The sequence below is a fragment of the Inquilinus ginsengisoli genome (assembly GCF_050434925.1).
Taxonomy (GTDB): Bacteria; Pseudomonadota; Alphaproteobacteria; order DSM-16000; family Inquilinaceae; genus Inquilinus; species Inquilinus ginsengisoli_B.
Window position 1 is genome coordinate 5,721,253 of record NZ_JBNDJK010000001.1, and the last position, 13,347, is coordinate 5,734,599.

Annotated in this window: 11 protein-coding genes and 1 pseudogene; 4 read left to right on the forward strand and 8 right to left on the reverse strand. The window is 69.6% G+C overall.

Translation table 11 applies throughout. The features are described 5' to 3' along the window. Positions 1-39: 39 nt before the first annotated feature. The 6 genes from lhpI to QFZ27_RS27315 all read right to left on the reverse strand — a co-directional run bounded on the left by lhpI (position 40) and on the right by QFZ27_RS27315 (position 8,906). Complete coding sequence (gene lhpI / locus QFZ27_RS27290) at positions 40-1,728, reverse strand: cis-3-hydroxy-L-proline dehydratase (protein ID WP_429229611.1); 1,689 nt, start codon at positions 1,726-1,728, stop codon at positions 40-42. A gap of 236 nt (positions 1,729-1,964) precedes the next feature. Beyond that, entirely contained in the window at positions 1,965-3,968 is a 2,004-nt protein-coding gene (locus tag QFZ27_RS27295) for a CocE/NonD family hydrolase (protein WP_429229612.1), read from the reverse strand. Between the two features lie 24 nt (positions 3,969-3,992). Beyond that, on the reverse strand, positions 3,993-5,594 hold the full coding sequence (locus QFZ27_RS27300; RefSeq protein WP_429229613.1) for an ABC transporter ATP-binding protein: 1,602 nt from the start codon (positions 5,592-5,594) through the stop codon (positions 3,993-3,995). After that, positions 5,591-6,406: an ABC transporter permease gene (locus tag QFZ27_RS27305; RefSeq protein ID WP_429229614.1), complete on the reverse strand. Its 816-nt coding sequence runs from the start codon at positions 6,404-6,406 to the stop codon at positions 5,591-5,593. Before QFZ27_RS27305 ends, QFZ27_RS27300 begins: the two co-directional genes overlap by 4 nt. Beyond that, complete coding sequence (locus QFZ27_RS27310; RefSeq protein WP_429229615.1) at positions 6,403-7,350, reverse strand: ABC transporter permease; 948 nt, start codon at positions 7,348-7,350, stop codon at positions 6,403-6,405. The genes QFZ27_RS27305 and QFZ27_RS27310 overlap by 4 nt, the downstream gene beginning before the upstream one ends. Further along, on the reverse strand, positions 7,350-8,906 hold the full coding sequence (locus QFZ27_RS27315; RefSeq protein WP_429229616.1) for an ABC transporter substrate-binding protein: 1,557 nt from the start codon (positions 8,904-8,906) through the stop codon (positions 7,350-7,352). Before QFZ27_RS27315 ends, QFZ27_RS27310 begins: the two co-directional genes overlap by 1 nt. A gap of 220 nt (positions 8,907-9,126) precedes the next feature. Between QFZ27_RS27315 and QFZ27_RS27320 the strand changes: the two are divergent. Continuing rightward, positions 9,127-9,372: pseudogene (locus tag QFZ27_RS27320) on the forward strand (CBU_0592 family membrane protein). Here the strand turns inward: QFZ27_RS27320 and QFZ27_RS27325 are convergent. Then, complete coding sequence (locus QFZ27_RS27325) at positions 9,369-10,256, reverse strand: LysR substrate-binding domain-containing protein (RefSeq protein ID WP_429229617.1); 888 nt, start codon at positions 10,254-10,256, stop codon at positions 9,369-9,371. The pseudogene QFZ27_RS27320 and the gene QFZ27_RS27325 overlap by 4 nt on opposite strands. A 123-nt stretch (positions 10,257-10,379) precedes the next feature. Between QFZ27_RS27325 and QFZ27_RS27330 the strand changes: the two genes are divergently transcribed. From QFZ27_RS27330 to QFZ27_RS27340, 3 genes are read left to right on the forward strand one after another with little or no spacing between them, the layout of a single operon-like run. Continuing rightward, positions 10,380-11,006: a DapH/DapD/GlmU-related protein gene (locus tag QFZ27_RS27330; RefSeq protein WP_429229618.1), complete on the forward strand. Its 627-nt coding sequence runs from the start codon at positions 10,380-10,382 to the stop codon at positions 11,004-11,006. Continuing rightward, positions 10,924-11,850, forward strand: a complete 927-nt coding sequence (locus QFZ27_RS27335) for a nucleotidyltransferase family protein (RefSeq protein ID WP_429229619.1) — start codon at positions 10,924-10,926, stop codon at positions 11,848-11,850. Before QFZ27_RS27330 ends, QFZ27_RS27335 begins: the two co-directional genes overlap by 83 nt. A gap of 27 nt (positions 11,851-11,877) precedes the next feature. Beyond that, positions 11,878-12,594, forward strand: coding sequence for a metallophosphoesterase family protein (locus QFZ27_RS27340; RefSeq protein WP_429229620.1), 717 nt, complete (start codon positions 11,878-11,880; stop codon positions 12,592-12,594). Between the two features lie 179 nt (positions 12,595-12,773). Here the strand turns inward: QFZ27_RS27340 and mepK are convergent, their stop codons facing one another. Beyond that, complete coding sequence (gene mepK / locus QFZ27_RS27345; protein ID WP_488168133.1) at positions 12,774-13,310, reverse strand: peptidoglycan L,D-endopeptidase MepK; 537 nt, start codon at positions 13,308-13,310, stop codon at positions 12,774-12,776. Positions 13,311-13,347: the final 37 nt, after the last annotated feature.

Here is a 13,347-nt window from a genome sequence, read left to right on the forward strand (position 1 = left end):
GCAACCCAGCCCCAGGATGGTTGCACCTCGACTAAAAACCTAGGACAGCCAACTTGGCCGTCGCGGCGGAACGCGCCCGGTGAGCGCGGCCTCGATGCAGTCGTCGAGGGTGCCGAGGCGCACGGCGCAGCCCGACAGGCCCGGCCCGTAATGGGCGTATTTGCCGGAGGTGGTGATGACCGTCTTCGCGCCCACCGGGAACACCGGCCGCGAGATCGAGCACCAGCACAGGTCGGGGATCACGTCGACGCCCGCGGCCCGCAGTCTCGCCAGCATGCCGTCCGCCTCGGCGGCGGCGATCACCTGCCGTCCGGCGGTGACGATCACCGCGACATCCGGCTTCCGCCGGCGGCCGGCTAGGCCGTCGGCGAGCGCGCGGCATTCCGCGAGCGAGGCGTGCGGGCTGCCGATCGCGACGAGATTCACCGCCTCCGGCCCCTGGTTCAACCGAGCCCAGCCCTCGGCCAGCTGCGCGCAGGTGATGGCGACATGGTCGGCGCTGGCATCGATCATGGTCCCCGCCTCCGGCGTGACGCCCTCGACATGCAGCATCGGCGCCGCCGAGGTGGTCCCGAAGGCGGCGCAGAGCGCCCTCAGATCATCCGGAGTGGGCCTTGCCCCGGCCAACCCGCGCAGCAGCGGCACCCGGTCGGGCGCGACGTGGCCGGCGAGATAGCCGATCAGCGGCCAAGCCTCCGGCCCGGCGCCACCGGGAAGCTTCACATCGATGATCCGCCTGGCCCGCCGATGCTCGTCCAGGAAAGCGCCGGCCAAAGGCGCGCGGCCGGTGAGCGCGATGCAAAGGTCCAGGAAATCCGGGTGCTTCGCCGTTCGCGCGCCGAGCACGGAGTTGGCGAAGATCACGGCATTCGATTCCGACCAGCCGATCGGCTCGCCCGAGCTCGGCGGATCGTCCAGGAGATAGGGGGCGCAGGTGAAGGTCGGCCGGCACCCCATACGCACATAGCTGTCGGCCAGCCGTGCCGCCGGCCCGCCGAACTCCGGCGGCACGCCCTGGATCTGCCAGTTCTGCCGGTCGACCGAGATGGCATTCATCGTGGTCGGGACGCGGACGCGTGCGTCCAGCTGTTCCATCGTCTCGGCGAAGACCAGGTTCGCCGGCCCGGCATAGATGCAGCCGTCGATATGGGCGCGCGTCACGTCGGTCAGGGCAGTCGCCCCCTGCTGACGCGCCATGGCGCAGAGGATGCGCATAGCCTGCTGCAGGGCGGGGCCCTCCGCGCCGTCGAGCATGACGCGATCACGCGCCTCCAGCGCCAGCGCGTCGGCAGGCAGCAGCGCGACCGGGATCCGCCAGCCCTCGATCTCGATCGCCTCCGGAGTGATCGATGCCGTCCCGGCGGCTGCCACGGCCGCGAAGGCTTCGGCCGGCAGGCGCAGCACCGGGATAACCCGTCCGAACATCTCCGCGGCGACGATCGCGCCCAGGGTCAGCGTGTCCTCCGGCTCGGCAAAGACCAGCGCCGCCGGCGCCCGGCCGGCCATCGCCAGCTCGAGGAGCACGCCCGATCCCGAGCAGGAGCCGCGGCTGGTGGGCATCAGCACGACCGCCCCGGCCAGCGAGACGCCGTGCCGGGGATGGTGCACGTCGATCACCATCCCGGTGGCGGCGTCGACCCCGCCCCAGAAGCTCAACCCTTCGTCCATGGCGACGACGGGACCGCTGGCGGTCCCGCTGAGGATGGTGAGGCCACCTTGACCCGTCATGGCGAGCCCCGCAGGGGCGTGGCCATCCAGGTTGGCGGGGCCTGCTCAGACGGCGCGACTGGATGGCCACGCTTCGCTCGCCATGACGAGGACAAGGCCGAAGAGGCGGCCTCGATAGGGCTCGGTATGGGCCCCTCGTCGGGACGAAGGCTGTCGTCGCTGGCTGGCATACGTGGTTCCGCTGGCTTCAGGCCGACAACTCTAGCGCCTCTCGATACAGCGTAAACGGTCCGCCCCTAAACCAGGTCGCGCGGAATGTCCTCGGACCAGGCGCGTTCGGTCACCACCTGCCCGTTCTCCTTCGCCGTCAGCTCGGTGGTCAGGTGCCAGCGGTCGAGATCAGCGGTCAGCACTGAGCGGCTCTCGATCAGGATGCGCCAGCCCTCGCGCCCCATCTCGTAGGATTGGGTCAGGACATAGCGGGCCGACAGCGGGTCGTCGTCGCGGATTACCAGCTCGCGCTTCAGGCTGTGCGAGGCCATGGTGTCGATCTCGTCGAAGCGCAGGATGCCCTCGCCGAACAGGCCGCCGATGCCTTCGGTGACATAGGTGGTCTCGCCGCTGACGTGGTCCTGCTTGGAATAGCGCCGGATCGTGCCGGGCGAGAGCTGGGTGGCCGGCGCGGCCGGGCCCCGGACCGGCGGCTCGAAGGACACGGCATCCCCTGCCCCGCCTTGCCGCACCGGCAGGTCGAGATGGCTGGCCCCGGCCCGCAGGGTCAGGGTGGCGGCGTACGGCGCCGGCCAGACGGTCGGCCAATAGCTGGTGGCGACGGCGATGCGGATGCGGTGCCCGGCGGGGAAGCGGTGGCCGCAATCATTCAGCTTCATCCGCACCTGATAGCGCCGTCCGGGCTCCAGCGGCGCTGGCGCCTCATGCCCGTCGCGATGGGTCAGGTTCAGCACGCCGTAGCTGACCCGGGCCGAGCGCCCGTCCGGCGCCACGTCGCACAGCCGCACCGCCAGCTGCGCCACCGGCGCGTCGGAGGCGAGGTCGAGCAGCAGCTCCGGCGCGCCCAGGATCTCAACCGGCTCGTCCAGCGTCGCGGTGTCGAACAGCTGCGCCGCGCCGTCGTCCAGGCGCTGGTCGACCGGCAGCTCGCCGGGGCAGCCGGTGGCCATCCACTCGCCGGCCGCCTTGCCGTGGCTGAGCGGCGAGCGGACCAGGATCTCGGCCTCCGGCCCGGCGGCGTCGGCCAGCGCGGCCGGCGCGTTCAGGGCCCAGCGCCGCGGCCGGATCGCCGGGCTCGGCCACTCCGCCTCGCCGACCCAACGGCCCTCGGTCTCGGCGCGGGTGCCGGCCGGCGCGTTCCAGTCCTCGACGAAGGCGCGCAGCATCGGCTCCGCCATCATCCCGGTGTCGTGGCCCTTCAGCCACTGGTCCCACCAGCGCAGCGCCTCCTGCAGGAACCCGATTGCCGGGCCCGGCGCGCCGTCCTGCGGATAGACATGGCCCCAGGGGCCGATGATGCCGCGGCGCGGCACCTGCAGCCCAGCCAAGAGGCGCGGCACGGCATTGGTGTAGCTGTCGGCCCAGCCGCCCACGGCCAGGACCGGAACCTGGATCGCCGACCAGTCCTCGCAGACCGAGCCATGCTTCCAGTACTCGTCATAGCGCTGGTGGCGCAGCCACAGTGCCGGGAAGAAGGGCATCCGCTCCAGCCGCTCCAGCCATTGCCGGCGCCAGCCATCGCCGACGATCGCCGGGTCGGCCGGCCGGGCCTGATAGGCCAGCATGATGGCGCCCCACCACAGATTGTCGTTGAGCAGGCAGCCGCCCTGGTAGTGGATGTCGTCCGCATAGCGGTGGTCGGTCGAATAGACGGTGATGATCGCCTTCAGCGCCGGCGGCCGGCGTGCCGCCACCTGCAGCGCGTTGAAGCCGCCCCAGGACTTGCCCATCATGCCGACCGCGCCGGTGCACCAGGGCTGCGCCGCGATCCAGGCGATCACCTCCAGCGCGTCGTCCTGCTCCTGCTTCAGGTACTCGTCGGCCATGTGGCCGTCGGATTCGCCGGTGCCGCGCATGTCGACGCGGATGGCGGCATAGCCCTGGCCGGCGAACCAGCCATGCATCGGCTCGTCCCGGCCGCGGGTGCCGTCGCGCTTGCGGTACGGGATGTACTCCAGCACCGCCGGGGCCGGCGCGGTCTCCGCCCCTTCCGGCAGCCACAGCCGGGCGGCCAGGCGAGTGCCGTCGGCCAGCGGGATCCAGATGTTCTCCTCGACGCGGATCGGCATGTCGGGGTCTCCAGGGAAAGCGGGTCAGGCGGTGGTGCGCGCGGCGAGGACCTGGTCCAGCCAGTCGCGGCGCAGCTCGGGGACGGAGGCCAGCAACCGGCCGGTGTAGTCGTGGAAGGGCGGCGTGAAGATCTCCGCCGTCGCCCCCTGCTCGACCACCCGGCCGCGCTGCATCACCGCGGTGCGGTCGGCCAGGCGGCGGACCACGCCGAGGTCGTGGGTGATGAACAGATAGGCGACGCCCAGCTCGTCCTGCAGCCGGCGCAGCAGGCGCAGGATCTCCTCCGCCACCAGCGGGTCGAGGGCCGAGGTCACCTCGTCGCAGATCATCAGGTCCGGCTTCGCCGCCAGGGCCCGGGCGATGCAGACGCGCTGCTTCTGTCCGCCCGACAGGGCGCCGGGCAGCCGGCCGGCGAAATCCGGGTCGAGGCCGATCAGCCCGAGCAGCCGGCCGACTTCCTGCTTCTGCTCCCGCCCCTCGAGGCCGAAATAGAAGCCGAGCGGCCGGCCGATCGCCTCGCCCACAGTCTGCCGCGGGTTCAGCGCCACGTCCGGCAGCTGGTAGACCAGCTGGATGCGGCGCAGCAGGTCGCGCTTGCGGGCGGTGTAGGAGGACGGCAGCGCCTGCCCGTCCAGACGCACCGTGCCGGAAGTCGGCGGCAGCAGGCCAGTGATCACCCGCGCCAGGGTCGATTTGCCGGAGCCGGATTCGCCGACCACCGCCAGGGTCTCGCCCCGGCGCAGCGACAGCGAGACATCCGCCAGCACCGGCACCTTGTGATAGGCGGCGGAGATGCCGTCGACGGTCAGCAACTCGGCGCCGCCCTCATGCCGGCGCGGCTCGCCCGACAGGCTGGCCTGGCGCTCGCCGACCAGGCGGCGCGTGTAGTCCTCGCGCGGCGCCTCCAGCACCTGCTCCGTGGGCCCGAGCTCCACCGGCTTGCCGTGGCGCAGCACCTGGATCCGGTCGGCGATCTGCGCCACCACGGCGAGGTCATGGCTGATGTAGAGCGCGGCCGTGCCATGACGCTGGATCAGCCGACGCAGCAGGGCCAGCACCTCGATCTGGGTGGTGACGTCCAGCGCCGTGGTCGGCTCGTCCAGCACCAGGATGTCGGGGCGGCAGGACATCGCCATGGCGACCATGGCGCGCTGCAGCTGCCCGCCCGAGACCTGGTGCGGGTAGCGGTCGCCGAAGCGCTCGGGTTCCGGCAGGTCGAGCGCCCGGAACAGCTCCAGCATCCAGCCGCGGGCCTCGGCCTTGCCCATTACCCGGTGGTGCCGCGGACCCTCCAGCACCTGGCGGCCGATGGTCAGCGCCGGATTGAAGGCGGCGGCCGCGCTCTGCGCCACATAGGCGATGCGGGCACCGCGCAGCCTGGCGCGGCCGGCCGAGCTCTCTCCCGTCACCGGCTGCCCGCCGATCGCCACGGTGCCGCCGGCGATGCGGCAGCCGCCGCGGCCCCAGCCCATGGCGGCCAGGCCAATGGTCGACTTGCCGGCGCCGGATTCGCCGATCAGGCCCAGCACCTCGCCTCGCTTCAGGTCGAGGTCGATGCCGTGCACCAGCACGGTGCCGTCCGGCGCCTCGACCCGCAGGCCGCGGATGGTGAGGATGTCGCTCATCGTCCCTCTCCCTGCGGCCGGCTGCGGCCGGCCAGCAGCCAGTCGACCACCAGGTTGACGCCGATGGTCAGCAGCGCGATGGCCGCGGCCGGGTACAGCGGCGCGTAGAGGCCGTAGAGGATGCCCTGCTGGTTGTCCTTCACCATGCCGCCCCAATCGGCATAGGGCGGCTGGATGCCCAGGCCCAGGAAGGACAAGCCGGCGACGAACAGGAAGGTGAAGCAGAAGCGCATGCCGAATTCGGCGACCAGCGGCGCCGCCGCGTTCGGCAGGATCTCCTTGCGGATCAGCCACCAGCTGCCCTCGCCGCGCAACCGCGCCGCCTCGGCATATTCCATCACGTTGATCCCCTGCCCCAGGATCCGGGCCAGGCGGAAGACCCGGGTCGAATCCAGCAGCGCGATGGTCACGACCAGCACTGGCAGCGAGGAGCCGAGCGCCTGCAGCACCACCAAAGCGGAGATCAGCACGGGCACGCACATGATGGTGTCGACCAGCCGCGACAGCACGGTGTCGACCCAGCCGCCGCGCAGCGCGGCGAGGAAACCGAGCGGCAGGCCGACGGAGAAGGACAGCAGCGAGGCGGCCAGCGACACGCCGATCGACATCTGCGCGCCGTACAGCAGGCGCGAGAGCATGTCGCGGCCGTTCTGGTCCAGGCCGAACCAGTTCAGCGCGGTGGCCGGGTCGAACGGACCGCCGAGGATGTCCTCCTCGCCATAGGGGGCCAGCAGCGGCCCGAACAGCAACGCGGCCAGGTTGAGGGCGATGATCGCCAGGCCGATCCAGGCCGTCAGGGGAATGCGTCTCATCGGGGATGCCGCAGGCGCGGGTTCAGCGCGATGGCGGCGATGTCGGCCGTCATGTTCAGCAGCACATAGGCGGCGCCGAACACCATGGCGCAGGCCTGCACCATCGGCAGGTCGCGCTTGGCCACCGCGTCGACCATGAAGCGGCCCAGGCCGTTGTAGTTGAACACCGCCTCGACCAGCACCACGCCGGTGATCAGATAGGCGACATTGAAGGCGACGACGTTGACCACCGGCGCCGCCGCGTTCGGCAGCGCGTGGCGCAGCACCACCCGGCCGGTCTGCAGACCCTTGAGGTAGGCGGTCTCGACATAGGCCGAATCCATCACCGCCAGCACCGCCGTCCGGGTCATGCGCATGATCTGGGCGACGGTGACCAGCAGCAGGGTCAGCATCGGCAGCGTGGTCGCGTCCAGCCGCTCGGCGAAGCCCATGCCGGGATAGACGTCGGCCAGGCTGGGGAAGACCGGATTCTGCACCGCCAGGACCAGGATCAGCACCAAGCCCAGGAAGTATTCCGGCAGCGACACGGTGCCGAGCGCCACGATGTTCACCAGCCGGTCGAACACCCCGCCGCGGCAGACCGCGGTCAGGATGCCCAGGCCCACCGCCAGCGGCACGCCGATCACGGCGGCATAGGCGGCCAGGAACATGGTGTTCCAGAAGCGCGGCCACAGCAGGTCGGCCACCGGCTGCTGGTTGGCCAGCGACCGGCCGAGATCGCCCTGGACGAAGCCCCACAGCCATTGGCCATAGCGGAGCAGCGCCGGCACCTCGAGCCCGAGGTCCCGGCGCAGCGCGGCCAGTGACTCCGGCGTCGCCGACTGGCCGAGGATGGCCGAGGCGACGTCGCCGGGCAGCAACTGGGTGCCGGCGAAGACCAGCACCGACACCAGCCACAGGGTGAAGAGTCCGAGCGCGATCCGCTTCAGGATCAGGGCCGTCATCAGGCCGCCAGCCAAACGCGCTCCGCCAGCCGCCCGCCCATGAAGTTGAACATCGGATGCGGGGCCACACCCTGCACCTGGGTCGACACGCCATCCAGATAATCGCCGAACATCGGGATCATGGCGCCGCCCTCATTCGAGATCATCTCCTGCAGCGTCCAGTAGATCTCCTTGCGCTTGGCGTCATCCAACAGCGACCGCGCCTCCAGCAGCAGCTTGTCGAACCGCTCGTTCTTCCAATGGGTGTCGTTCCACTTGGCATCGGAGGCATAGGCGATGGACAGCATCTGGTCCGCGGTCGGGCGGCCGCCCCAATAGGCCATGCAGAACGGCGCCTGCATCCACACCTTCTCCCAGTACCCGTCGGGAGATTCGCGCTTGATCGAGACGTCGATCCCGGCCTTGGCCGCGGCGGTGCGGAAGATCGCGGCGGCGTCGACCGCCCCCCCGAAGGCGGCCTCGGAGGCCGACAGCTCGACCTTCAGGTCGCTCATCCCGGCCTGCTGCAGATAGTGCTTCGCCTTGTCCGGGTCGTAGGCGCGCTGCGGCAGCTCGCTGTTGAAGAAGCGGTCGGTGCGTGGGATCGGATGGTCGTTGCCGAGCTGGCCATAGCCGCGCAGCGCCACCTTGAGCAGCTGCTCGCGGTCGATAGCGTGCTTGATGGCGAGGCGGACATTGACGTCGGCGAACGGCGCCTTGGTGCAGTCCATCAGGAAGGTGAAGTGCTGGCCGCCGGCCGACTGCACGATCTGCAGCTTCGGGTTGCGCTTCAGCAGGTCGACCGTCTTGAAGTCCAGCCGGTTGATGGCGTGGACCTGGCCCGACATCAGCGCGTTGGTGCGGGCGGCGACGTCGTTGATGACGATGACCTCGACCGCGTCGACATTGGCGCAGCCCGGCTTCCAGTAGTTCGGGTTGCGGGTGAAGCGCGAGCGCACGCCGGGCTCGTAGCTCTCATAGACGAAGGCGCCGGTGCCGATCGGCTTCGACCAGTCGGTGAAGCCCTCCGGCACCACCAGGAAATGGTAGTCGGACAGCAGGAACGGCAGGTCGGCGTTGCCGCCGGCCAGCTCGATCGCGATCTGGTTGTCGGAGAGCTTGCGGACGTCCTTGATCTGCTCGGCGATGGCGCGGGCGGCGGAGCTGGTCTCGCCGCGGTGCAGGTTGATCGAGTAGATCACGTCCTCGACCGTCAGCGCCTTGCCGTTGTGGAAGGTCACTCCCCGGCGGAGGGTGAACACCCATTCGGTCGCGCCCGGCTTGGCCTCCCAGCTCTCCAGCAGCTCCGGCACCGCCTGGTTGTTGCGGTCGATCTCGACCAGTCCGTTCATCAGCATGAAGGCCTGGTTCAGCGGCACCCAGTCGGTCATCACCCGCGGGTCGAGCGTGTCGGTGGTGCCGCCGCCGCCCATGCCCAGCTTCAGCACGCCGCCCTTGCGCGGCGTGTCCTGGGCGAAGGCGCGGCCACCCAGACCGGCGGCGAGGCCGAGGCCGGCGGCGCCCAGCAGCAGGCCGCGGCGCGTGGTTTCGAGTTGCGGGAGGTCGCTGCGTGTCATGGCCGATCCCTGTTTGCGGATGATCGGACGCTCGACGGCGCCCGGTGCGGCAGCCGTTGCGTCGCGCTGCCTTGAGCGCCGGACCCTAGTGGATGACGGCAATAAGTCGGACATGATTTTTGGACATGACCTCATGAGCAGGAGTCGATGCCGTTTGCCGGAGCCGCCCCCATGCAGGGCGCCTTCGTTGCCCCGAGGTCGAATCGTGAGTCTGCCGGATGTGGTCGGCCTGGTCGGTGTCCTGGCCTATCTGCACGCCTATGCCCTGGCCCAGCTGCAGATCCTCGCGATTACCGATTGGCGCACTGCCCTGCTGAACATCGTCGGCGGCGTGCTGGTGATGTAGTCGCTGCTGTGGAGCTTCAACCTGGCCTCCTTCGTGGCCCAGATCTTCTGGATGCTGTTCACCATCATCGGCCTGGTGAAGGCGCGGCGGATGCGAACGCGGCCGGCGGCGACCGCTTAGCCGGCGTTGCTGGCGACCAGCCAGTCCATGGTCTGGCGCACCACCCGGCGGACATGACGGTCCAAGGGCCGCATCAGGTAGAAAGAGCCTTCCGAGCGCAGGTGGAAGCCATGCGCCGGCACCAGCGCGCCCGAGGCCAGCTGGTCGCGCAGCAGCCAGGTCCAGCCCAGCGCCGTGCCCAGCCCCTGTGACGCCGCCTGCACCGCCAGGGCGTAGGAGCCGAGCCGCCAGAACCGGGCCTTTGCGGGTATCGTCATGGCCGCGGCACCGAACCAGTGCGGCCAGTCCATCCATTCGCGCAGCGAATCCTCGATCGCCAGCAGGGTCGGCGCCGGATCGTCCTGCAGCGCCGGCCGGCCCGGCGCTGCGACCGGCACGATCTCCTCGGTGCCCAGCACATGCAGCGCCACGCCGCTGGGCCTTTCGCGCCGGTAGAAGATGGCGAGGTCGAATTCGTCGAGCCTGAGATGGACGACGTCGTCGGTCACGCGCAGTCGCAGCTCGATCCCCGGCAGGGCGGCGTCGAGCGCCTTCAGCCGCGGCATCAGCCAGAGATCGGCGATGCCGTGCGAGCAGGCCAGGGTCACCTGGCGCGGCCCGGCCGAGCCGCGCACACCATGCGTCACCGCCATCAGATCGCCGAGGATGCGCCGGACCTCGGCGACATAGCTCTCGCCCAGCGGGGTCAGGCTGACGCCCGACGGGGTGCGCTGGAACAGCTTGCCGCCGATGAAGGCCTCGAGCTTCAGGATCTGGCGGCTGACCGCGCTCTGGGTCAGGCCGAGCTCGGCGCCGGCGCGGGAGAAATTGGCCAGACGGGCCGCCGCCTCGAACACGACCAGGGCGTTGAGCGGCGGCAGGCCGAGATGGGAGGATGCGGGCATTCGCGCACTCAATGGGAAGACCGCCTGCGGCACAAGCGGGGCGTCGGGATTGTCACCCGGACGACAGCAGAATCGTCATCTAATTTGTCTAGACCTCTATACGACACTCGCCCGGAGAGACCGATGAGCGCCAAATCCCTGGGGCCTGAACCCCTGATCGCCCCGACCGCCCGTATCTCCGCCAGCAGCCTCGGCATCTATACCGAGATCGGCACCAACGCCGTGCTGAACGAGGTCACGCTCGGCGACTACAGCTATCTGATGGACGGGGCGATGGCCTGGTGCGTCGAGATCGGCAAGTTCTGCTCGATCGCCGCCTACACGCGGCTCAACGCCCCGAACCATCCGACCTGGCGGGCGACGCAGCATCATTTCACCTACCGCTCTTCCGCCTATGGCCTCGCGGACACCGACGAGACCGACTTCTTCGCCTGGCGCCGCGACCATCGGGTGACGATCGGCCACGACGTCTGGATCGGCCATGGCGCCATCGTGCTGCCCGGGGTCACGGTCGGCACCGGGGCGGCGATCGGCGCCGGCGCCGTGGTCACCCGCGACGTGGCCCCTTACACCATCGTCGCCGGCAGCCCGGCCCGGCCGATCCGCCGCCGGGTGACCGAGGCGGTGGAGGCGCGGCTGCTGGCGCTGAGCTGGTGGGACTGGCCGCATGACCGGTTGCGCGACGCGTTGCAGGATTTCCGCACGCTCGACGCCGAAGGCTTCTGCGCCAAGCACGCAGCCGGGGGCTGAACGGCCGACGGAACCGATCCCCTCGACATCCGGTTGTTGCAACGCCTGCTGCCGCAACCGGGAGGACCGGCCGATTACCTCGATCATCGCCGCCGCCGCGCCGACGCTGCACGATCCGCAGGCCGAGGCGTTCTACTCCGATGCCCTGCGTGAGCTGGCGGCGACCGGCCTGCCCTTCCTGCTGGCCGGCACCTATGCCGTCAGCGCCTATACCGGCATCTCGCGGCCGACCAAGGACCTGGACATCTTCTGCAAGGCCGGCGACAGCCCGCGCATCCTCGGGCTGTTCCACGACCTCGGCTATTCGATCGAGATCGAGGACGAACGGTGGCTCGGCAAGGTGCACAAGGGCCGGCACTTCTTCGACGTGATCTACGCCTCGTCGAACGGCACCATGCCGGTGAACGACCAGTGGTTCGAGCACGCCCGCGAGATCGAGGTCTTCGGCAGCCAGGTCCAGATCGTCGCCCCGACCGAGCTGGTCTGGTCCAAGGCCTTCATCCAGATGCGCCACCGCTACGACGGCGCCGACGTCATCCATGTCATCCTGAAGCAGCACGACCAGATCGATTGGCAGCGGCTGCTCGGCTACATGGAGCTGCATTGGGAGATGCTGCTGGTCCATCTGCTCAACTTCCGTTGGGCCTACCCGACCGAGCGCAACCGGGTGCCGCGCTGGCTGATGGACGAGCTGATGGACCGGCTGCGCCATCAGCTCGACCTGCCGCCGCCGCAGATGAAGGTCTGCCGCGGCCGGATGCTGTCGCGGATCGACTACGCCATGGCGGTCGAGGAATGGGGCTTCGCCGATGTCGGCGGCGAGGGCGAATGGCGCGATGCCTGACACGAGACGGGAGAACGGGACCGACTCATGGCGAAGAACGGCAAATTCACCGTCGCCGCGATCGGCGACATCCATGTCAAAGACCAGTCCGATCCGCTGCGCGAGATGTTCGGTGAGATCGCCAAGGCGGCCGACGCCCTGGTGCTGTGCGGCGACCTGACCGACACCGGTGCGGTCCGTCAGGCGGAGCGGCTGGCCGAGGACCTGCGCGCCTGCCCGATCCCGGTGATCGGCGTGCTGGGCAACCACGACTATGAATGCGGCGAGATCGAAACGGTGAAGTCGATCCTGACCGAGGCGGGGCTGAAGCTGCTCGACGGCAACGCGGTCGAGATCGACGGCGTCGGTTTCGTCGGGGTCAAGGGATTCGCCGGCGGCTTCGGCCGGCGGATGCTGGGCTCCTTCGGCGAGCCGGAGACCAAGGAGTTCGTCGCCGTGGCCGTGTCCGAGGCGATGCGGCTGGAGAATGCGATGCGGACGGTGAAGACGCAGCGGGCGATGGTGGTGCTGCACTACGCCCCGATCTCCGAGACGATCGAGGGGGAGCCGCTGGAGATCTATCCTTTTCTCGGCTCGTCGCGCCTGGCCGAGACGATCGACCGGTTCACCGTCAGCGCGGTGGTGCATGGCCACGCTCATCGCGGCGTGTATCAGGGCCACACCCCCGCCGGGGCGCCGGTCTACAACGTTGCCTGGGCGATCGAGAAGCCGAGCGGCCGGCCCTACGCGCTGATCGATCTATGAGCCGGACAGTGGTTGTTTCCCCTTCATCGCGAGGAGCGAAGCGCCCCGTTGAGTTCAGAAGGGGCGATCCAGCGGCTCGATTTCTGGATGGCCACGCCCCTTCGGGGCTCGCCATGACGGCCCAGGCCCGAACGGAAAAGGCCGCCCTGCGGCGGCCCCTGCCCGTCAATCCCGGATCGTCACCAGGTGCGGATGTCGCCGGTGTCGACGTGGACGAAGTTCGAGCGCGGATAGTAGCCGACGCCGCCGGCCTCGAGCCCGACCGCGTTCCGGCGCAGGCTGGCCAGGCTCATATTCGGCATGAAGATGTCCGCCGCCTGGCCCTGGATGTGCAGGGAATTGCGCGCGACGCCGCGGCTGCGGCGGGCCAGCATGGCGTTGGTGGCGCGGGAGCGGTAGCCGCAGACGACATGAATCGGCTCGTTCGACCCGCCTTTGCGCTGCAGCGAGTTCAGGATGTCGAGCAGTTTCGGGTCCATGACCCGGACCTCGTCCGACCGCCAGTCACGCAGGAAGTAATTGAACTTGGCCAGGACGTCCGGATTGTACCAGCCGTCGACGAAGTACTCTTCCTTGATTTCAACGAGATTATGGGCGTCGTAGAGATGGAGCGTTCGTCGGTTGGTGGCGGCCAGGGCTGAGAGTGGTGCCATTGGCGCGACGGCGGCGGCTGCAACAGCCCCGGCCGACAACCTGAGGAATTGCCGTCTCTGCATCGTTCCCGCTGCTCCTAACGATCACTCTTTACGCGTC